Annotated in this window: 15 protein-coding genes and 1 pseudogene; 11 read left to right on the forward strand and 5 right to left on the reverse strand. The window is 54.2% G+C overall.

Features of this window, described 5'->3' with window-relative positions; genetic code table 11:
• The first annotated feature begins 6 nt into the window (after positions 1 to 6).
• From P272_RS0106745 to metF, 4 genes are all read left to right on the forward strand, one after another.
• Positions 7 to 1,140 carry a tRNA (adenine-N1)-methyltransferase gene (locus tag P272_RS0106745; RefSeq protein WP_029678780.1) on the forward strand — a complete coding sequence of 378 codons (1,134 nt, stop codon included), beginning with the start codon at positions 7 to 9 and terminating at the stop codon, positions 1,138 to 1,140.
• 80 nt (positions 1,141 to 1,220) lie between these two features.
• A complete protein-coding gene (locus P272_RS0106750; protein ID WP_029678781.1) occupies positions 1,221 to 1,781 on the forward strand; it encodes a SixA phosphatase family protein in 561 nt (186 codons plus the stop codon).
• Between the two features lie 178 nt (positions 1,782 to 1,959).
• Positions 1,960 to 4,296: a 5-methyltetrahydropteroyltriglutamate--homocysteine S-methyltransferase gene (gene metE, locus P272_RS0106755; protein WP_029678782.1), complete on the forward strand. Its 2,337-nt coding sequence runs from the start codon at positions 1,960 to 1,962 to the stop codon at positions 4,294 to 4,296.
• Entirely contained in the window at positions 4,289 to 5,170 is an 882-nt protein-coding gene (gene metF / locus P272_RS0106760) for a methylenetetrahydrofolate reductase [NAD(P)H] (protein ID WP_044097880.1), read from the forward strand. The genes metE and metF overlap by 8 nt, the downstream gene beginning before the upstream one ends.
• Positions 5,171 to 5,199: 29 nt before the next feature.
• Here the strand turns inward: metF and P272_RS09140 are convergent, their stop codons facing one another.
• The 3 genes and pseudogenes from P272_RS09140 to P272_RS09640 all read right to left on the reverse strand — a co-directional run.
• On the reverse strand, positions 5,200 to 6,993 hold the full coding sequence (locus tag P272_RS09140; protein WP_081709092.1) for a sialate O-acetylesterase: 1,794 nt from the start codon (positions 6,991 to 6,993) through the stop codon (positions 5,200 to 5,202).
• Between the two features lie 14 nt (positions 6,994 to 7,007).
• Positions 7,008 to 7,886, reverse strand: coding sequence for a GDSL-type esterase/lipase family protein (locus P272_RS0106770; RefSeq protein WP_253269685.1), 879 nt, complete (start codon positions 7,884 to 7,886; stop codon positions 7,008 to 7,010).
• A pseudogene (locus tag P272_RS09640) lies at positions 7,887 to 8,084 on the reverse strand (hypothetical protein); the annotation flags it as partial.
• A gap of 549 nt (positions 8,085 to 8,633) precedes the next feature.
• On the opposite strand from P272_RS09640, the gene P272_RS0106775 reads away from it, so the two are divergent.
• From P272_RS0106775 to P272_RS0106795, 5 genes are all read left to right on the forward strand, one after another.
• Positions 8,634 to 10,037 (forward strand): ABC transporter substrate-binding protein, encoded by a 1,404-nt coding sequence (locus P272_RS0106775; RefSeq protein ID WP_029678785.1) that lies wholly within the window; start codon positions 8,634 to 8,636, stop codon positions 10,035 to 10,037.
• A 75-nt stretch (positions 10,038 to 10,112) separates the two neighbouring features.
• Entirely contained in the window at positions 10,113 to 11,171 is a 1,059-nt protein-coding gene (locus tag P272_RS0106780; RefSeq protein ID WP_044097881.1) for a carbohydrate ABC transporter permease, read from the forward strand.
• Entirely contained in the window at positions 11,171 to 12,064 is an 894-nt protein-coding gene (locus P272_RS0106785; protein WP_029678787.1) for a carbohydrate ABC transporter permease, read from the forward strand. Before P272_RS0106780 ends, P272_RS0106785 begins: the two co-directional genes overlap by 1 nt.
• A gap of 120 nt (positions 12,065 to 12,184) precedes the next feature.
• The gene (locus P272_RS0106790) at positions 12,185 to 14,899 is read left to right on the forward strand and encodes a glycoside hydrolase family 2 protein (RefSeq protein WP_253269680.1); all 2,715 of its coding nucleotides are present in this window, start codon (positions 12,185 to 12,187) and stop codon (positions 14,897 to 14,899) included.
• A gap of 98 nt (positions 14,900 to 14,997) precedes the next feature.
• Positions 14,998 to 16,029 (forward strand): LacI family DNA-binding transcriptional regulator, encoded by a 1,032-nt coding sequence (locus P272_RS0106795; RefSeq protein WP_029678789.1) that lies wholly within the window; start codon positions 14,998 to 15,000, stop codon positions 16,027 to 16,029.
• 42 nt (positions 16,030 to 16,071) lie between these two features.
• Here P272_RS0106795 and P272_RS0106800 read toward each other — a convergent pair whose 3' ends face one another.
• Complete coding sequence (locus P272_RS0106800) at positions 16,072 to 16,743, reverse strand: YesL family protein (RefSeq protein ID WP_081709094.1); 672 nt, start codon at positions 16,741 to 16,743, stop codon at positions 16,072 to 16,074.
• The gene (locus P272_RS0106805; RefSeq protein ID WP_029678791.1) at positions 16,706 to 17,476 is read right to left on the reverse strand and encodes a hypothetical protein; all 771 of its coding nucleotides are present in this window, start codon (positions 17,474 to 17,476) and stop codon (positions 16,706 to 16,708) included. The genes P272_RS0106800 and P272_RS0106805 overlap by 38 nt, the downstream gene beginning before the upstream one ends.
• 220 nt (positions 17,477 to 17,696) lie before the next feature.
• On the opposite strand from P272_RS0106805, the gene P272_RS09145 reads away from it, so the two are divergent.
• Entirely contained in the window at positions 17,697 to 18,866 is a 1,170-nt protein-coding gene (locus P272_RS09145; protein ID WP_081709095.1) for a glycoside hydrolase family 26 protein, read from the forward strand.
• Positions 18,867 to 19,000: 134 nt separating this feature from the next.
• Entirely contained in the window at positions 19,001 to 22,081 is a 3,081-nt protein-coding gene (locus P272_RS0106820; protein ID WP_029678795.1) for a bifunctional [glutamine synthetase] adenylyltransferase/[glutamine synthetase]-adenylyl-L-tyrosine phosphorylase, read from the forward strand.
• The last annotated feature ends 41 nt before the right edge of the window (positions 22,082 to 22,122 follow it).

The raw sequence follows: 22,122 nt of genomic DNA on the forward strand, positions 1-22,122 counted from the left end.
GGAGGTATGAGCTTGAGACGCGGTCCGCTGAGCGTAGGGGAGCGGGTCCAGCTGACCGACCGGCGTGGCCGCAAGCTGACGGTCATGCTGGAACCAGACGGCCTCACCCAGACCGACCACGGTCTCCTGCCGCACGAGGCCATGATCGGTCTGCCCGAGGGGTCCGTGGTGGTGACCATCTCGGCCGACAAGTGGCGGCAGATGCGTCACAAGCAGGATGCCGACACCGACACAGGGGAGCATGACAGGGCCAAGCCCTGGAAGTCCTCGCGAGGCATCGGAGGATGGGCTTTCACGGTCATGCGTCCTCGGCTGGAGGACTACATTCTCTCCATGCCTCGCGGCGCCCAGATCATGTACCCCAAGGATGTGGCCAGGGTCATTCTCCTTGGCGACATACGTCCCGGCATGAGGGTCTTGGAGTCGGGAGCCGGTTCAGGGGCGATGAGCCTGGGTCTTCTGGATGCCATCGGCGCGGAAGGAAAACTGACCAGCATCGAGAGGCGGGAGGAGTTCGCCAGGGTGGCCATGGGCAACGCCACCGTCTTCTTTGGGCAGCGCCCTGCCCAGTGGGACCTGCGTACCGGCGACTTCGACACCGTTGCTGCCGACCTGCCCGAGGACGGATTCGACCGTATTGTTCTGGACATGCTGGATCCCTGGAACCGTCTGGAGCAGGCATATCGGGTCATGGCCCCGGGCGGCGTGCTGACCGCCTATGTGACCACCACCACTCAGCTCAGCCGACTGGCCGAGGCCCTGCGCGCAGACGGTCGATGGACCGAGCCCGAAATCATGGAGAGCCTGGAGCGCTCCTGGAAGGCAGACGGCCTGGCGGTGCGACCCGAGCACGAGATGATCGGGCACACCGGCTTCCTCTTGACCAGCAGGGCCATGGCTCCCGGCCAGGAGGCTCTGCGTAAGCATATCCGGGCCACCAAGGACTACCAGACTGACGTGGATCAGGGCCGGCGGCCTGCCAAGATCAGCGGCTCCAATCACGAGCGCGAGATGCAGGATCTGGAGAATCTCGAGGATCTGGAGCTGCGCCGGGTCTCCGATCGTAAGCTGCGCAAGGTGTTGCGTGATCTGGATCATCAGGTGCGCACCCTGGAAGGCGGCAGTGAGCAGGAAAGCTGATTGCCCATGACCTGCGCCTTCAGTCAGCTCTGTCATAATGGAGAAGACGCCTGATAGGAACTCCGGGAAAGGAAGTATGCATGGGTTTGCGAAAAGGTCTGAAGGCCGAGGATCTGCGCAGGTGCAGCCGGACACTCATGCTCATGCGTCATGCCAAGACCGAACGCCAGGGGTCACAGGGTGATCGCAGCCGTCAGCTGACCGACCGAGGCCGGAAACAGGCCCGAATCATGGGTCGTGGATTGACCGCTTTGGGCCTGGTTCCCGACCGCATCATCTGCTCGGGTGCGCCCCGGGCACGTCAGACCCTGGACGGCATGCTCAAGCCCCTGGGTGACGGGCCGCGGGTCGATTACCGGGAATCCCTCTATGAATCCGGCATGCAGGCGGTCTTCGACGAGCTGGCGCAGTCCGAGGATCGTGACCGCCGGGTCCTCATCCTAGGGCATGAACCCACCATGTCTATCTGCTCACAGTGGCTGGCCGAGGACAACTCCGACCCCGACCTATTGGACCTGCTCAATCTTGGACTGCCGCCGGCCACCATGGTCGTGCTGGGGTCTGAGCGACCATTGACCGACTGGGGAACCCACCAGGCCCGTTTGCTTGGCATTCTGGGCCCTCAGGACCTTGAAGACTGACCGGCATAAGAAGCCGTAGACGATCTTCTATAGGCAGTCTTGGCGACCAATAATCCCCTGGCTGCTGTCATGTCGTTATCGATTCAATTTATGGCGACACCTTATTTGCACCAATTACCCGCCTCCCCCCGCCGCTGATAGGCTGACCGGAGACATCAGGACGAAACTGGGAGGTTTCATGGCAGCGATTACATCCGTGTCCGGGTTCCCGCGCATCGGTGCGCACCGCGAACTCAAGAGGGCCATCGAGGGCTATTGGAAGGGCGAACGGAATCTGGGCGAGGTTCGGCGCACGGCCGCCGACCTGCGGGCCAGGCACTGGCAGCTTCAGCAGGAGGCCGGCGTCGACCTGATTCCCGTCAATGATTTCAGCTACTACGACCAGATCTTGGATACGTCCATTCTTCTGGGCGTCGTGCCCGAGCGCTATCGGAAGCTGGGCCTGGGCCCCGAGGACACCCTCTTCGCCATGGGCCGTGGTTACCAGGGGGAGCAGGGTGACGTGACCGCCCTGCCCATGAAGAAGTGGTTCACCACGAATTACCACTACCTGGTTCCCGAGATCGATCAGGACACCAAAATCGCCCTGGAAGGCGACAAACCATTCAAGGAGTACCAGGAGGCGCGCGAGCAGGGCATCGCCGCCAAGCCGGTGCTGATCGGCCCCTACACCTTCCTCAAGCTGGCGCGCGGTCCCCAGGGTGAGCTGCTGGATCCTGACCCGGCGCTGGTCCAGGACCTGGCCAAGGCCTATGCGACCATACTGGAGCGGTTCATCGGCCTGGGCGCCGACTGGGTACAGCTGGACGAGCCTTATCTGGTCCTGGACAAGGAGCCTGGCGACCAGGACCTCTTCGATACCCTCTACCAGCCCATTCTCAAGGCCCGCCAAAGTGACCAGGGTAAGGTCCGTATTCTGCTCAACACCTACTTCGGCCATGTGGGCGACTGCTATGACCGGCTGGCTGATCTGGGCTTCGACGGCATCGGTCTGGATCTGGTCGAGGGCAGGGATGAGAATCTGGCGGCCCTCAAGGAGCACGGCGTGCCCGAGGGAACCACCATCTTCGCCGGCCTGGTCAACGGACGCAACATCTGGCGCAACGACTATGCGGTCAGTCTGGGCCTCTTGGATGCCCTGCACCAGGTAACCTCGAACGTGGTGGTGGCCACCGCATGTTCCCTCCTGCACGTGCCCTACACTGTGGCCGACGAGGACGGGCTGGATGCCGACACCGTGCGGCCCCACTTCGCCTTTGCCCTGGAGAAGCTGGGCGAGCTGCACGACCTGGCCCAGCTGGCCGATGCCGACGAGGACCAGCGCCGTTCCAGCAAGGCTCTTGCCGATAACCAGAAGCTCTTCGACGGCAGCCGCGTCCAGCCCGACCCGCAGGTGCAGCAGCGCCTGGCCGGTCTGAAGGACGAGGACTTTGTACGTACACCGGCCCGGCCCGAGCGCCAGAGGATCCAGGCCCAGGAGCTGGGTCTGCCCCTGCTGCCTACCACCACCATCGGCTCCTTCCCCCAGACCGCCGAGGTTCGCGCCGAGCGAGCCCGCCTGCGTAAGAAGGAGATCAGCCAAGAGGACTACGACGACTTCATCGCCCGCAAGATCGACCAGGTCATCGACCACCAGGAGCAGATCGGCCTGGATGTCCTGGTCCATGGGGAGTTCGAGCGCAACGACATGGTCGAGTACTTCGGCCAGAACCTCAAGGGCTACCTCTTTACCCGGAATGCCTGGGTCCAGTCCTATGGCACCCGCTGCGTCAAGCCTCCCATCGTCTGGGGGGACATCTCCCGCGCCCGGCCCATCACCGTGCGCTGGTCCTCTTATGCACAGTCCCGCACCAACCATGTGGTCAAGGGGATGCTGACCGGTCCGGTGACCATTCTCAACTGGTCCTGGCCCCGCGAGGATATCGATCACAAGCAGCAGACCCGTCAGCTGGCTCTGGCCATCAGAGATGAGGTCCTGGACCTGGAGGCCGCGGGCATCCGCATCATCCAGATTGACGAGGCCGCCCTGCGCGAGAAGCTGCCGCTGCGGCGCTCCGACTGGCACAGCCGATACCTGGACTGGGCCATCCCTGCCTTCCGGCTGGTGCATTCCGGCGTCAAACCCACTACCCAAATTCACACCCACATGTGCTACTCGGAGTTCAACGACATCATCAAGGACATTGATGCCATGGACGCCGATGTGATCTCCTTCGAAGCCTCCCGCTCCGACCTGACCGTTCTGGATGCCATCCAGGAGGCCAAGTTCGAGACCGAGGCAGGCCCCGGAGTCTACGACATCCACTCGCCGCGCATCCCCTCCACCGAGGAGATCGTGGACCGGATCCATGCCATCCTGAAGAAGCTGGACGCGGCCAAGGTCTGGATCAATCCCGACTGCGGACTCAAGACCCGAGGCGATAAGGAGACCTGGCCCAGCCTGGAGCACATGGTGGCCGCAGCCCATCAGGTGCGTGCGGAACTATCGTCCAGTCAGGAGTCGGATCATGCATGAGCCTATCTTTTCCCTGGAGGTCTTTCCCCCCAAGCGTGATGCCCCGGTGGGCACCATCTACGACACTCTGGATGGGCTTGAAGGGTTGATGCCCGACTTCATCTCGGTGACCTACGGGACCGGACGACGCTCAGACCGCACGGCCACGGCCCGCATAGCCAAGACGATCCATACCGAGTATGGCATCCCTGCCGTGGCGCACTTGACCGCCCAGTATGCGGACCGCGAGGTGATCGATCAGGCCCTGGATATGTTCGATGACGCAGGGGTGGCAGCGGTGCTGGCCCTGCGGGGCGACAGCGTGGAGGGCCGTGAGCCCGCCGGAGTCTTCGACCACGCCAGCGACCTGGCTGCCTACATCCGGTCCCGTCGGCCAAACCTGTCGATATACGGGGCCTGTTATCCCGAGACCCACCCGGAGGCCGCCTCGCCTGAGGAAGACATTGAGAATCTGCGAATCAAGGTCGATTCCGGCGTGGACCATCTGGTTTCGCAGCTCTTCTACGACAACGCCGATTTTCTGGACTTCCTGGACCGGGCTCGTGCAGCGGGCATTCAGGTGCCCATCGAGGCCGGCATCATGCCCATCACCAACGAGGGCCAGGTCCGGCACATGAGCGAGGTCTGCAAGGCGCGGATCCCGGCGGCTGTTGAATCCATCCTGGAACGCTGGGGTGACGACCGGGCCAGCCTGCGCGAGGCGGGCATCATCTACGCCTCTCAACAGATTGCCGACCTGGTGGCTCATGGGGTGGACGGCATCCACCTCTACTCCATGAACCACTCGGGGGTCACCAGGCGCATCTGGCACAACGTCCGTCACCTCTTCCGTCAAGTGGGCGCCAAGGAGGAGCCGGCAGACTCAAATCGGTGACAGATTCCTTCCGTTGAAGTCACCGTGGTCTATTTATCAGCTACGGATATTGCCTTACAAAAGGGTGGAGCAGGGAGGCCGGCATCATTCATTAATGGTGCTGGCCCCCATCCATGCCAAGCGTAACGAAGCCATCGTGGATTTCTGACCTTGTTCAATGTCAATATGATGATTCTGCAGTCTTCTGGCTTACCAAAAGGTTGATGTGATTGCCCTAATGGCATGCAAGATTGCCTGTCTGAAAACGGTAGAATCTTCGCTGCAACCGGATAAAACAGGCCATCAGCCCCTGCCGCTTCAAAACCAGATTCTCCTGCCTCTCTCCAATCAGAGGAATGAACAGTCTCAGCATGCCGCAATCCTGGCATCTTCGCACTAAAGTGCATACCAGCAGCATGAACCATGCGCACAGACAGATGGACTGGGTCAATTTTCCTCGGCCCGAGTGGGCTCGGTCCATTTATCGGTAGTCCCTGTTGACCGTACACCCAGTGAAGGGCATGAACTGCCAAACGTTCACCTGGGGTGCGCTTGTCCTTCGGATGCAGGTTATGTTCCTCCCCGCAATCCATCAGACATACTGTGTGCACAGCACTCCTTGCCTGACTCATCGACCATTGCGCTTTTCTGATACGGGGCCAATCGGAGTCTGTTACCATGTCGTCTTCACCTTCTGAGGGCGACCACTGGGGCAGTTGGACAATAAAGAACGGCAGCTTTTTCTGCGCAGCACTATCAGATGTGCTGATCATATGATCCGGTAGCTGCCATAAAGACCTCCACCGGTCTATAAGCAAGCCAAGCAAGGTTTGGTAAGTCGAGCTAAATGGCCCATCTTCTTCTCCCTGGTACCAAAGAATACCTGCCAGCGCATAGGGGGCTGTCCGTTCAAGCATGGAGGCAAAAGCCCCCGTTGGACGATATTGAGAGTGCCTGGTCATTGGCGGCGGCCACGGGCATTGGCCGCATGCCGAATTGATCTCTTCGTCTGATATTCCGGGATACGCCTGCCGTATTTCCGATACTCGGTTGTTCCACGCATCAAAGGTTGTTTGCCACGATTCAGCTTGAGCTTCCAGCTCTTCGTCAGTGTGACCCGATACTGTTCTACTGAAACGATCCAGATAGATCCGTCCTTCCGGACAAGATTGCAATGTCTCTTGATCAAGCCAGACGGCTATTGAGGTACCGCCTATGTAGCAATCGATGATTCCCACTGCGGTCTTTACGGGTAGATGCTTGCGAAGCTTGCGGGCAAAGTAGTAGGCCACTGCAGACATTTGTCCGCTTGTTTTCGGTTCGCAGCTGTTCCAGCCTGCCTGAGCTTCTGCTTGCCTGTCTATACGACCCGTCTGAGGAACCTGGTAGAACCTGATCAACGGGTCTTGGCTCTCGGCGACAGCAGTTGCTCCGTTGGCGCTATCCGCTAAGCTCAATGCCATATTGCTTTGACCTGAAGCCATCCATACTTCACCAATCATCAGATTCTTCAGATTAATGCACTCTTTTTTGGTGCGAACGGATAGGTTGTACGGCCCCCCGGATTGGCATGGTGGAAGAACTCCCAGCCATTTTCCGCTGATTTCGACCTGACAGGTTGTGCTGATTGATCCGGTCAATCGATCAGGGTTGGTCGGAGTTAATTCAATATGTACCGCATCTTCCGGTTGACCCCATCCGAAGATCGGGATTGGTTTGTAACTTTGCAGAACTGCACCATCAGTGAAGATGGCAGCAAGCTGTAATTTATGATGGTTGAAGTCGGTTGCAGGCACTTGCCTTCCCTGCGCACCACTTGCGTTTTTGCAATCCTCTTCTGTCATCAGAGCCTTTCCTGTCACCAAATTCTGCTGCCTAACCCCTGAATAAAAGCCACAAGCTCATCAGCCATTTCCTTCTGTTCGCTTATCCGAGGATGACCGCTTGTGGCAATGCCATTGCGACGATATACAAGATGGTGAATACAGGACCGGTCTAACTCGCGGCATGCATCCTCAATGGCCTGGTCCCAATGCTCATCGTGGGACAGGACGGAGGTGGCGGTTATGATTTGTGCTTGAGGATAGGTTTCCAGAAGAGTCCGCAGAAACTTTGCATAGCTCCGCCGCCAATGTTCAGCCTGCGATCCTGAGTAGTCTTGAGCCATGAAATCTCTAGGGTAAGCATCATTCTGGCCAAGGGCGACGATTACCACCTGCGGTTGGTATCGTGAAAAATCCCAGGGTTTGCAAGGACCGATAAACGAATTGTATTCAATTTTATTCCAGATACTCTCCATGCCAATGGCTTGTGGTGCCTGGAACCAGCCAATGCCATCAAGCAGAGCGGCCCCGCCCTGTGAAACGTCATGGAGCTGTGCCCCCAGCGATCTTGCTGCAATAGCGGCGAAGGAATACCAAGCATTGCTATATGAACTAAGATCTGCTGATGGATCCTCGCGGCCTGCATACAGGCTGGCTTCATTGCGCTCTCCGCAAGCGATTGAATCTCCGAAGACCTCCATTCGTCGTTTTGGCGGCTGTTCTTTATCGGGATACAGTTTTGCTGATTGTTCAAGCATGATTCCGGTTAACTTAAGATAATGCTGTCCATCCTGACGCTTGAATATTACTGCTTCATGCTCGATGTCAGGCAGGTTGTCAGCTATGGTTACTTCTACCGAATATGGCGATACAGCTGAATCAGGCCAGACAAAATCTTGATCTGCGACAGGCACGTTCCTTTGTGACGGACAATGCACGAGGTCTATTCGATATTCAAATCCGTCTATAAATGCACCTAGACAGCTGGTTCCATATTGGCGTGCGTTTATCAGCCGGACACCAAGGTACTTTCCGGTGAATCTGAATCTGACCTGAGTATATGGAAAGACCCATAATGGGCACTGATCAGCCTTCCAGTCCACCCTGCCCATGTATGTTAAAGACTTGTTTGCTGGCTTTATAAGTCGAAGTGTGTTCGCCTCGTTTGGCTTCGCATAGCTATCACTCAATGACAACGCCTCTCATCCCAACGCCATTCGACGATGACAGACAGCAACCGTCGTGTTCGTCTCGAGGTCGAACGGCATGCAACATCACTGTTTGTGTTTATCAATTGAATAATAACTGAACCGATTCATTGTTGCAAAGTGCAATAAGGTAGGATCGCTGGCATTTATAACTGAATGCCAGGATATGAACGGCGGGATGTTTTCGCTGTCTGCCCCAATATTGCAGCGATTTTGCTGGGAATGATTTTAGAGTGCGTAATAACCGAGCAAGAAGCAGGTTTGCAGAAATAAACTTAACCGGTTGACAAAAAGACAGTGGGTTGCTATTTTGTCAAGTATCGACTCCATTCATGTGATTCCGGAATGAATCGATGCTGAACTATTTCCAATAAGGCCAATAGGTGGCCTTTATCGGAACTGCTCAAAATGTCGCATAAGTGAATATCAGTGGATTTCAACGAGGAGATTTCAATGAAGAATGCACGTAAGTTGATTGCAGTAGCCATAGCTGGCTTATGTTTTTGGCCCTTGTCTGGATGCGGAGGAACCGGGGGCGCTGATTCGAATACACAAGCGACAAACCTGAATTATGCTTCTATCAAACTCGGTACTACCGGAAAGGATATTCACACCAAAATTAAGCTTTTTAATCACAAAACAGACATGTCTGTTGATACTTATCCTGGGAAAAACTGGAAGCAGTACGTCGCTGATTTCAACAAGCTGTATCCAAACATCTCCGTTGAAGTTGAAACCGATACCAATTATGCCGGCGATGCCTTAACGAGGCTGCAGGGTAAGGATTGGGGCGACATGATGATGATACCTGCAGTGGATCGTTCCGATCTCAGTACATATTTCCTACCCTTTGGCACCCAAGAGGAGATGTCAAAGTTGATTCGTTGGTCCAATGCATCTGAATATGGCGGGAAAGTGTATGGCGTGCCGAGCAATGGAAACGGTCTTGGGATCGTCTACAACAAACGAATCTTCAAAGAAGCTGGGGTTAGTGAGAATCCAAAAACGCCTCAGGAATTTATACAGGCCCTGAAAGCTATTAAAGAGAAGACAAAGGCTATACCATTGTATACAAATTATGCTGCAGGTTGGACCATGGCAGCTTGGGACGGCTACATTGGCGTCAACGCCACTGGAGACGGGCGTTATATGAACCAGAAACTATTACACACCAAAAATCCGTTCTCTGATCCCGGAGATGACACCCACGCTTACAATGTCTACAAGATTCTTTATGACGCCGTTTCAGACGGCTTGACCGAAGACGATTATTCCACGACTGACTGGGAGTCAAGCAAGGCCAAAATCAATCGAGGCGAAATAGCCACCATGGTACTAGGCGCCTGGGCAGTCTCACAATGCAAGAATGCTGCAGACCATCCAGACGATATCGGGTATATGCCATTCCCGATTAGCGTGAAAAACAAGCAATACACGGTTTCTGCTGGTGATTACGCATATGGCATCAATAGCCACGTGTCCAAGACTCGTCAAGAGGCATCCATGATCTTCATCAAATGGATGACCGAGCGTTCCGGTTTTGCCAAGAACGAGGGAGGCATCCCCACAGCGCAATCTGACAAAAGCATGCCTGACGCCTACAAGGAATTCTCGGATGTACATTTTGTAGAGGACCAGCCATCTGTCAAAGGTGAAGAGGATCTGTTCAATACTTTGAATTCTGACTCGGAGCTTGCTATTAACTCGGGCGGCAATGCGCGAATTCAAGCCATTGTTGAGCATGCTTCCAAGCATGACAAACCATACAATGACCTGGTCAAGGATTGGAATTCCAAGTGGAATGATGCTCTGAAAACCGAAGGCATCGAAGCGCAGTATGACACTGCAAGCAAGTAAGTATCCACGCTGATCAAGAGGCTGCCGACGGTAAATAGCCGTCGGCAGTCCGGGCAAACCGAGGAAGAAGGAGTTATGACAGCTACAACGATTGAATCTTCGCTGTCTCCTGATGTTCCGGACAACAAGCGACCCTTTGATTGGCGAAAGGGCATCATCATCGTGGCCTTTTGCGCCATTCCATTGACACTTCTTGTTGTTTTCACCTACCTGCCTTTCGGGCAAATGGTTGGATTCAGTTTCTACCGAATGAAGTATATTGGTGTTCCCCATTGGGTAGGGTTGCAGAATTATCGCCAGATTGTGACGAGGCCGGACATACTGCCCTCTCTGAAACTGAGCTTATATTACATGGCGGGGTCAGTGCTACATATTTCACTGGCGTTGTATCTTGCAACCATACTGAGTTTCCGGGTACGATGCGGCAATCTTTTTAAGGGTTTGTTCTTCTTTCCTTACCTCATCAATGGTATAGCTGTCGGCTTTATATTCAAATTCTTCTACACAAGGGGTTTCATATTCGACAGCGTTCTTCAATGGTGCGGTTTCAGCTTGAACAGCCTGCCATATTGGCTTAAGGATCAGTCCATCAACAACTGGTCATTGGTGGGTGCCTCTGTGTGGCGGTATATGGGCCAAACCATGATCCTGTTCATAGGAGCGATCATGTCGATCGATCAGTCGCTCTATGAGGCTGCCGAAATCGATGGGGCCAATAAGTTTCAGCAATTTCTACATATAATTCTTCCGAGCATCAAAACGATCCTGGTTTTGAATGTCGTGCTGTCGGTTACTGGAGCCCTGAGCGTTTTTGAGATTCCATTCGTTATAACCACTGGGGCCAACGGCACAGGAAGTTATTTCGTGCTTATGGACCGCATAGCTCATACAAATCAAAAAGTAGGTTTGGCCTCGGCCATGGCTGTTGTCTTGTTGATTGTCATTTTGATATTCGCCCTTTTACAGCAGATCCTGTTCAAATTCCTTTTCCGCAATCAGGATGATGGGGTTAAAGCAGCGAAAAGGCGTGCCCGCCGTGCCAAGCGTCAAAGGAACCGCATCGCTGCAGGAAAGGCGCCCTTGCTTACAAATGGTAGAAGACAGAGGGCTTACAGCCTGGAACGGGGGCAGTGATGCAGACGAAAAAGATGACCGCGACCATCGACAACCTAGGTCGATTCCGAGAGAATCCACCGGTCCTCAAGGATGCCGTCTTCAATGTGCTCAAATATGCAATACTGATATTCCTGGCTTTCTGGTTTATGCTGCCTTTGATAAGCTGTGTGATCACCGCGGCCAAGACAGATAAGGAATACGCCACAACCACAGTTACGCAGTTGCCAAAGAACTGGTTCAATATACAAAGCTATATCAATGCTTTTAATCTCTCCAATATGGGTAACGCCTTTAAGAACTCGATTATTATTCTTGTGGTCGTTTTAGTCTGTACTACCCTGATTGGCACGCAGCTTGCCTACGTTCTAAGCAGATTCACTTTTCCAGGCAATACCCTTATCCGAGGGCTGTTTACTGTGGCCGCCCTCTTGCCTGGCATTGCCATGCAGGTCGCCTTGTATAAAATGATGGTTGGCATGCACGCGGTCAATTCGCTGTGGGGATACATCATCATGTCGATGGGCACCGATGTGATTTCCATATATGTTTTTATACAGTATTTTGAAAATATTCCAATTTCCTTGGATGAATCCGCGATAGTGGATGGTGCTTCATACTTCACCGTCTACTCAAAGATCTTGTTGCCCTTGCTTAAGCCTGCAATCGTCACCTGCGTCATTCTGAAAGGTGTCGGAGTCTATAACGAGTATTATGCCGCAAATTTATATCTGCAAAGTGCGCATTTGAAGACCGTTGCCATAGCGCTGTATACTTTCACCGGTCCACAGGGAAGCAAATACAACCTTATTTGCGCAGGAGTGATTCTGACTCTGCTCCCGATGCTTGTGCTGTTCCTGCTTTTCCAAAAGCAGATATACACCGGTATAGCAGCTGGAGCAGTAAAGGAGTAAATCACTCTCCCTAGCAAAACATAGATGTTGATGCAGAGGCGACAAGTTCAATCAACTTGTGCCTCGGTTATGAGAATTTAAGAGGCCAGGTATAAACCGGTCAGCCGTGGAGAAGGAACAATGATGCCGTCTGGACAGTTGCAATCATCAAGTGATTCTGTGCGTTACCTATCACTCAACAAAGAATGGAATGTGCGGGCTCTCAACCCCGAAAAGGCCCCAACCAATCTTCGAGAAAGACTGCGTGAGGGTCTTCCTGCGGAAGTACCGGGGGAGGTTACCCTGGACCTTCTGCGGGCAGGTCTGATATCCGACCCATTTGATGGCGACAATGAGCAGATGCAACAGTGGATCGGTGACATTGATTGGCAATACACATGTCATTTTTCATGGCATGAAGATGATCAGCAATGTCATGATTTGGTGGCCTACGGATTAGATACCGTGGCTTTGGTGCAGCTCAATGGCCGCATGCTCGGGACCTGCAAGAATTTTTATTGCATGTACCGGTGGAATGTTGACGGTTTTCTGCAACAAGGCGTAAATACGTTGGTCGTTACTCTGAATTCACCGGTTCAAGAGTGCGAAAAGCGCGAAAGGCTCATCGGGTATTATCCGCATACGGAGCATCACGCATTCAATCAACTGCGCAAGCCACCCTTCCAATTTGGATGGGATTGGGGCATTGATGTGGCCGGAGTCGGCGTATGGAGGCCAATTGGCATTGATTCTTGGTCACAGACAAGAATCCGATCTGTACGTCCTTCCATACAAGTGCTGGATGACGGTACAGGAATTGCTGAGGTTCATGTCGATCTTGACTGGGCCGAATTTTCTGGGTCTCTGCCGGGCAAGCAACCACCTTCGGAGAATGCTCCGGTCGAATATCGGCTGACGGTTGAAGGCCATGGGACGAGAAAGACTGTGGAGGGAACCCTTGCCTATGGAGTCTCCGAGCTTGTTTCGACCGTGAGAGTTCCTCATGTCAATCTGTGGTGGCCACGCGGGTACGGGAAACAGCCCCTATACAATCTGTGTGTGCGTGTCGGAACGGCCGAATGGAAGGGAAGAATCGGCTTTCGTACGGTAACGGTGGATACCAGGGCAGATAAAGATGGACGTCCTTTCCGTTTATATATCAACGGGCTTCCAATTCACGCAAGAGGATTCAATTGGGTACCTCTGGATGCATTTATTTCCCGGGCGGATTCAGCGGCATATCGAGCCCGATTCCAAGATCTTGTCGAATCAAACGCCAACATGGTCAGAGCATGGGGAGGCGGCATTTACGAAACAGATGAATTTTACGATCTAGCAGATGAGTATGGAATCCTGGTCTGGCAGGATTTCGCTTTTGCCTGCGCCGCTTATCCAGAAACAGCCGAAATGCGGCAAGAAGTCGAAACTGAGGCAATACAGCAGATAAGCAGATTATGCCCGCATCCGAGTCTGGTTGTATGGAATGGTTCTAATGAAAACTATGTCGCATATGCGCAATGGGGTGGTTTCAAACAGGCCTTGAACGACGATCAAGAACCGAAGAACGCATACGGGTATGGCGAAAAGGGGTGGGGAGATTATTACTATTCTACGCTACTGCCCAAACTGCTGAAGAGACTGGATAATACTCGGGTTTATCTACCAAGTTCTCCAATGAGCTTCACTCCATTTGTGGACGCCAATGCCGATACGGATGGCACCATGCATATCTGGGATGTATGGAACAATGCTGATTACCATCGATACCGCGCTTATCGCCCTCGTTTTGCCGACGAATTTGGATATCAAGCCCCACCGGCCTGGAGCACTTTGATGAGAGTGATCCACGATCCACAGCCCGGACCGTCCTCTCCTCATATGTTGGCCCACCAAAAAGCCTCGTCAGGCAATGAAAAACTGGCAAAAGGCATGCGGTCCCATTTGACTTCAGGACAATTTGATGACATCGCTTACAATCTCGATGGGTCACGAAATTGGTTGATTCCTAGCGATCGTTGGAGTGATCTGGAGGATTGGCACTGGGCCTGCCAGTTGCAACAAGGGCAGGCAATTCGTTTCGGGCTGGAACACATGAGGTCATTGGAACCGCTTAATGCTGGAACACTGATTTGGCAGCTCAACGATGATTGGCCAGTTATTTCATGGTCGGCGATAGACTACGACGGGCACAAAAAACCGCTTTGGTTTGTGGCGCGCTCATGCTTCGCTCCTTGCTTTGCAACAATTCAGCCGTGGACTTCCGATCAGATGTTACAGGATCGGAGCTGGGAGGGTTCCCAGGTGGATCCAGACAGCCTCGCTCTTGTGCTGATAAATGACAGTATCTGTGACCATCATATGACTTGGAAGGTTGAACGACGTACCTTAGGGGGAACTGTATTAGCACAGCAGGTTTTCCAAGTCGATTTGGAGCGGCTGAGTAAAAGGACTCTTTTGCTGAATGACGATGTGGCAACCTGTTCTGATCCATATAATGAGCTGCTTGTGGCTACGCCGAATGGGCAAGGGTTCAGCGATCCGACATTTGCCAGAACCGTTTACGACTTTGCTGAAGTGATCGATCAAAGTTTGAATCCCAATCCTCTATCGGTAGAAGCAAAAATGTGTACAGATGGATATATTTTGAAAATTACGGCCAATGCGTACGCTCGCGATATCTTTTGCATGGTTGACAAAATCGATCCTTCAGCCTCCATCGATGGCGGGATGGTCTCTCTGCTTCCCGGAGAGAGTCTGAGCTGGCATATAGCTTCGCGAAAGAAAGTGGATCCCCAGGTTTTTGCCCAAAAACGTGTGTTACGTAGCGCCAATGATTTGCGAGAAAGCCATCAGTGAACCTTGGGCTACTAGAATAGCTTGGTACGTGCTGCAATAAGTGCACGGGTCTGCATTCGCCCTCCTTTCCAAACTATGCATTGACGGGAGAACAGAGCATGGTATTGCCGAAGTCGAAAGTGACCATTTCTGATGTGGCACAGGAGGCTGGCGTCTCCAACAGTGCGGTTTCGTATGCTCTCAATGGTAAACCCGGTGTTTCGAACAAGACCCGCCGAAAGGTATTGGACGTCGCCGAACATCTTGGATGGAGGCCTAATAGCGCGGCCAAGGCGCTTTCCGATGCCAAGACGCACAATGTGGGACTCGTGCTTACTTACGATACCGGTATCCTGTCGGTAGAGTCCTACACAATGGAACTTATCGCAGGATTGACGACGGAGTTGGAAAAACAGGGTTATTCCCTGTTATTACGATCTTCGCAAAGTCGGCAACAGGAGGTGGCCATTCTCAAAGAATGGGTGAGTGCTGGCGCAGTCGATGCCATGTTGATCATGAACCTGGAGCTAGGCGATCCGCGGATGGATTTATTCAAACATCACCCTGATATGCCTGTACTGGCTTTATGCGATGTTTCCATTGCTGATGGGTTGCCGTCTTTGTCCGATGATGCTCAGAGTGCAGCCCATCTTATCGTCGATTATCTGCATGAATTAGGTCATCGACGGATTGCAAGGATAGCTGGACCCGAGACTTTGGAGCATACTTTCATCAGAGACAATGCATTTGTCGAGGAAGTAGCGGAATTGGGCTTGCAGTACAGTTGTTTTCACACTGATTATTCACCTGACGAGGCGCGATCTAGTACAAAACGATTTTTGCAATTGCCCGAAAGGCCTACGGCCATCGTTTATGACAGCGATGTAATGGCGCTTTCTTCGCTCAAGACCATTGCGGACATGGGGCTGCGCGTCCCTGACGACCTTTCGGTAATTTCATGGAACAATTCTTTTATGTGCGAGGTCGGCCTGCCCAGTATCACAGCATTGGACCGTAATGTTGTGGCGCGGGGTAGGAAAGCGGCTCAAATGATGCTGGCTTTGATTGCCGGAGACAGAGTCAGTTCTCAAAGGGAGGATGACTGCAGTCTCATTTTCCGTCAGTCGAGCGGTCCTCTGAGAATCCACTGACTCTTTAGATACGAGTTAGTCATTCAACCGCATGTTCTACGATCATGATGCAGGTCGAGGATGGATTCGAAGCAAAATTGTATTCGTGATATATGCCGTGACACCTGTTCCCAAAACGCTCCATACAAGCAAAATGACAGGAAGCGCGTCAGGTGCAACGATCACGAGTATCAGAGGCAATAGCTTCAAAGCGGCTATTGTGCATGCGTATAAGGGATGGAGCAAGGACAACCGAGCTGAGTCGGTAATCAGTTGCAAAGCCTTTGCATCGCTCCGAGCGGCGAGCGGGAACACAAATGAACCAGCTGCCATTAACACAAATGAAGTCGTTACTACGATGCCGTAAGCCAGTGAAGACAAATCAGAGTCCATCATGCCGTTGGACAAATACCATAGGTCAAAACCGGCCAAAAATACTATTGAAGCCATCACTATTGTCAATTTAAATGAACGTAATATATTGTTAAGCAGACCACGGAAGAATTGTCTGATCATATGGCTTCCTCGGCCAGTTTGAAGTTGTTCAATCTGAGTGTACAAGGCAGTGTCGGCTGCGCCTATGGTAACCAATGGTATGCAGGATATAATCCAACAAATATTGAGTATAGACAAGTCTCCGATGGCTGACATTACGGTATTATACGGACTGTCCTGTCGAAACATAGAGGTCATCAGTTCACCTTCCACACACAAACTTCGTGAATCGTACAGCATCCTGTTTGTGAGGACTATTCACTGCCAATCCAATGACTGCTTGATTGGGTGATGTGCTCTTGCCTTTTGCAAATCCATATTTTTCGCTTTCTTTTTTCTGGTGCGGCCTCCAGTGCCGATTTTGGATGGAGTCGCAAATTAATCCATAAGGCTTTATCGGGCCTTTATCCATTGATGCCTCTGCCTCGTCGTCTTGGCTGTCATCCCCTGGACCGGGCAATAGTGCTTGTTCGCCGAACTGATTGTCAGGAAAAATTTGGCTCAAATCAGTCATATATCCATAGTTGGCCAACTGCGCGAAGGTACTCTTGGGCGCAATGATCACATCGATGGTACCGGCACTAAGCATGGTTTGGAGTTTAGGAAGACCGTCACGTGAAAAATCAAAACCGTCGTCGACAACCAAACCGGAATTATCATCTGCTTGCATATGCAGGGCAATTGCCGCTTGTGAATTCAACTCACCCGCTTCCACATTCTCTATGGGATCATCAACAAGAGCCACGAATAACTTGGGGCCGGTAGCCGGGTGCAGAATGTGCATGGTCAGCCAGATCAACAAGCAGCATATGGTGATAATCGCGATGATTGGAATCGAAAAATGATCGATGAAGTAAGACCAGCGTTTCTTCCCTGAAAGCGACTGTAATACGGCGATCCGGCCTCCATTCCTCACTGGAGACGATGCCAAGGCGTCCACGGCTTTGGAACGATGCTCTTTGGGTGCAGTCAATGCAATCCTCCTTTCAGCAGCTTCTTCGGAGCCATGGCATACTCAGCAATAAGAAGCCGAATAGGCAAATTACTGGTCACAATGCTATATTTCAGTATAACTGAACCGATTCATATATGCGACTTTGCCATGTTTAGATGCTTGTTGTTGTCACGAACCTTAGTCACGGCATCAGTTCAGAGGCTCTGATCGATAAAGCAACTGCCCGGAAGGAGAAGACATGCATCACATAGGGTCGCCCATCGACAGCCATCCAACAGATCAGCTACTAACTCTATGCTCCCGATTAAGGCGATTTACCGGGAAGAAAACAATGCTCGGCCACCAGGACACTACACTTTGCCGACGCATGCACGAATGCGACAGTGATGTTGCGACTCTTACGGGAGCATACCCAGCAGTTTGGGGGTTTGACCTGGGACGTACTGAATTGGGCTGGGAAAAGAATATCGATAATATTTCTTTTGCGCGTATTCATCAAGAGGTTTCGCACGCGCACGATATTGGTGCAATTCCCACCTTTACATGGCACTCGGTAAACCCGATTACCAGCGGTGGATACGGCAGTAATACAGCTCCAGGCTCTGTTTGCGCAGTGCTGCCGGGAGGCGATTGCCATGGACGCTTTCTTGACTGGCTTGACCGAGTGGCGATAATGCTCAACTCTTTGACCGATGACGATGGCTTACCGATTCCAGTGGTCTTTAGGCCTTTTCATGAGCACAATGGCACCTGGTTCTGGTGGTCCCTCGGTTCCCGCATGGGGACAACTGACACCTCAGAAGAGGAGTTCAAGCAATTATGGCGCATGAGTATTGATTATTTAAGAAACAGTTGTGGTATTCACCATGTGCTTTATGCCTATTCTCCAGATCGCAGCAGAATAGACTTAACCAATGAAACTGCTATAACAGAGGAATATCTTTACGGGTATCCGGGTGACGACTATGTCGATGTGCTCGGAATCGACGATTATTGGGACATGGATCAGCATCCTTCGGGCACAGATCCAGCAAAGCAGCATGAGGAGCTTATTACTATGCTTACACTGGTCGGACGTCTCGCCGAAAAGCATGGCAAGCTTGCAGCTGTTACCGAAATCGGTTCGCCAGGAGCTTTCGCGTCAAGACTGAACAATGGAAAAGATGGGGATGAAGTATATGCTCCCCGTCCTTGGACAGGCTATTTGCTTTCCGCCTTGGAAGCGAACCAGTTCACTGCTCGAATGCTATGGTGCCTTCCATGGCGTAATTCCTTGGAGGGTGAAGGCACAGGTGCTTATGGAACCCCTTCTGCTGCTTCTCCTTACGCACGAGATTTTATCGATTTTGCAGAGAGCCAGCGCATCGTCCTTATTAAAGAGTCGGCAAAATTGCCAGCTGACGAATAAGCCATTATTTATAGAAAACTCGGTATTGCCTTGACGTTCCCACTGGGGCTGACGACCCGTCATCCCTATAATGCCTGTACTGGTTCCGCAGACTTCACATTTTTTGCGGGCCTGAGGAAGGCAGGGGATAAGTCATGGAAGATCCGGTGCGACCGACCACTTCGACCCTGATCCACCTCGGGTTGCACGACCTGGACAAGGCCCGGGTTCGGCTGGATCGGCTTGCCCGCCTCGTGGACGACCAGGCTCTGGCGCAAACCCTGATCCAAGCCCTGGGACAGGCCTGCGATCCTGATGAAGCCCTTGCTGGACTGATACGGATTCTGGAACAGTATCAGAAGGCAGACCGACCGAACTTTCTGGCCGGATCTCCGCAGGAAAACCAAGAGGCCGCCCAGTCGCTGATCAGGGTGCTGGGGGCCTCGGAGGCCATGGGCCGACTGATGCGCTCGCGTCCGGAGTTGGTAGAGGCGGCTGCCCTGGATTCCGACCACCTGGCTGACTGCCCGGCTGAAATTAGACAGGAAAGGATCCTGGATGCCCTGGACAGGGTGGAAAAGAATTCAGAATCCCTGCCCTCGCTGGCCGCCTACGCGGATGCACTGCGCTCCGAATACCGGCTGCAGCTGGCCGCCGTCATGGCCCGGGATCTGGCAGCCGAGGATCCCTTGGAGCTGGAGCCGGCAATCAGCCGGGCCCTGTCCGATATGGCCGACGCTGCGCTTCAAGGGGCTCTGAGCATCGCCCGCCGTCAGGTTACCGACGCTGATTCATGCCGTCTGACGGTCATCGGCATGGGCAAACTGGGCGCCCAGGAACTCAACTACGTGTCCGATGTGGATCTCATGTACTTGGTGGAGCCGGCCTCGGGGGTGGATACGAGCGAGACCGATCCCATCGCCGTGGGCACCGCCATGGCCGTCCTCTTGCAGCGGGTCTGCCAGTCGGTCATCCCCGGTTCGACCGAGCCGCCGCTCTGGAAAGTTGACACTGCCCTGAGGCCTGAGGGGCGTGATGGCCCCTTGGTCCGTCGTCTGGCCTCCTACGCTGACTACTATGCACAATGGGCCGAGAATTGGGAGTTCCAGGCCCTGCTCAAGGCCCGTCCGGTCGCGGGCGACAAGGCCCTGGGCCAGGACTACTCGGCCATGATCGAGCCCCTGGTCTGGGGTGCCTGCCAGCGGCCCAACTTCGTCTACGACTGCCAGCGGATGCGCCAGCGTGTGGAGAGGCTGATACCCGAGGACCGTAAGGAGCGCGAGATCAAACTGGGCCAGGGTGGATTACGGGACGTGGAATTCACCGTCCAGATGCTCCAGCTGGTCCATGGCTCCAGCGACGAGGATCTGCGTTGTCCAGCGACTCTTGACGCCTTGCAGGCCTTGTCCCGCGGTGGCTACATTTCACGCAAGCACGGTGACCAGCTGGACCATGACTATCGGTTTGAGCGGGTCATGGAGCATCGTCTGCAGATGTGGCAGCTGCGTCGCACCCACCTCTTTCCGAAAATCAACCGCTCAGGCACCTCCGGCCAGCGGCCGCCCAGTCTGGAGGAGCTGGAGAGCAACCGAGATCTGAGGCGGCTGGCCCGGGCATTCGGTCTGCATGCCGACCAGATGCTGGCCCAATATCAGGCCACCAGGATCGAGGTCCGCAACCTTCACCAGGCCATTTACTTCCGTCCCATGCTGCCCATCAACGCCCAGGTGGATGAGGACGAGGTCAGCCTGCGTCCCCAGGCGGCCCGCGCACGGTTCGCCTCCATCGGATTTGCCGACCCCGATGCAGCCATTCGCCACGTCACGGCCCTGACCACAGGGGTGACCCGATCGGCGCGGATCAACCGTATTCTCATGCCCGCCGTTCTCCAGTGGCTGGGGGAGGGACAGGACCCTGACATGGGACTGCTGGGCTGGCGAACCCTTGAGGAGCACTTCGGTGGCAAGAGTACCTACCTGGGCTTCCTTCGGGACTCCACTTCGGCCGCCCGCCGCCTCTGCCACGTCCTGTCCAACTCACGCTATTTGTCCGGTGCCCTGGCCCGGTCCGTCCAGTCGGTGACCTGGCTGGGCCATGACCAGGATATGGTTCCCCGTGATAGGGCCACCTTGGACAAGCGCACCGCAGCCTACCGCACCCGGCATGCGGACTCATTGGAGGAGTTCGCCACCGCGGTCCGGGCCATGCGCCGCCAGGAGATCGAACGGATCGGGCTGGGCTGGATGAGCGGGGTGGACGATCAGCAGGCCTGCCTGGCGGGCATGTCCGATGTCTACGATGCAGCCATCAATACAGCCCTGGACTGGGCCGTGGACCATCGTTCGGAACAGGCTAGCGCACCAGCCGATCTGGCCGTCATCGGCATGGGTCGCTACGGAGGCAGGGAGGTCAACTTCAACTCGGACGCCGACATTATGCTGATCTACCGTCCCACATCAGGCGCCGACCAGGACCAGGCGGCTGAATTCGCACGTGGCGTGACCGCCGATCTACGCGCCGTCCTGGCTGGACCGGCCAGCCTGGAGCCAGGCATCGACCTGGACTTCGACCTGCGCCCCGAAGGTCGTCAGGGGCCTCTGGTGCGTTCTCTGGACTCCTACCAGCGCTATTACCGTGAGTGGTCGGAAACCTGGGAACATCAGGCCCTGATCCGGGCCAGATTCGCAGCCGGGAATGCTGACCTGGCCAAGGACTTTCTGGAGGACATAGCCAATCCGCTGCGCTACCCAGAGCAGCCGCCCAATGAGGAGCAACTGGGTCAGATCCGCCGTCTCAAGGCCCGAATGGAGGCAGAGCGGCTGCCGCGCGGGGTGCGTCGGGACCGGCATCTGAAACTGGGCAGGGGAGGGCTGTCTGACGTGGAGTGGACGGTTCAGCTCCTCCAGCTGCGCTACGCCCACGATCTGCCTGATCTGCAGGTCACCGGCACGCTGACCGCCCTGGATGCCCTGGAGTCTGCGGGACTCATAGAGTCCAAGGACGCCAAGGCCCTGCGCCGCAGCTGGGTGCTCTGCACCGCAGCCCGCAACGCCAACTTCCTCTGGTCCGGACGCGTCTCCCAGGCGGACATCCTGCCGGACGATGGTCAGGTTTTGGGAGGCATCGCGGTCTGCCTGGGCTACCCGGCCCACCGGGGCCAGCATTTTATCAACGAGCTGCTGGCGGCCATGCGCCGCTGTAGGCAGGTCATGGAACGGCTCTTCTACGGAGGCTGACCCTGGGTCCATCCGGGGTCGTATGCTTGTTCAGGTCACAT

The organism is Bifidobacterium sp. 7101, assembly GCF_000499285.1.
Classification (GTDB): domain Bacteria; phylum Actinomycetota; class Actinomycetes; order Actinomycetales; family Bifidobacteriaceae; genus Bombiscardovia; species Bombiscardovia apis_A.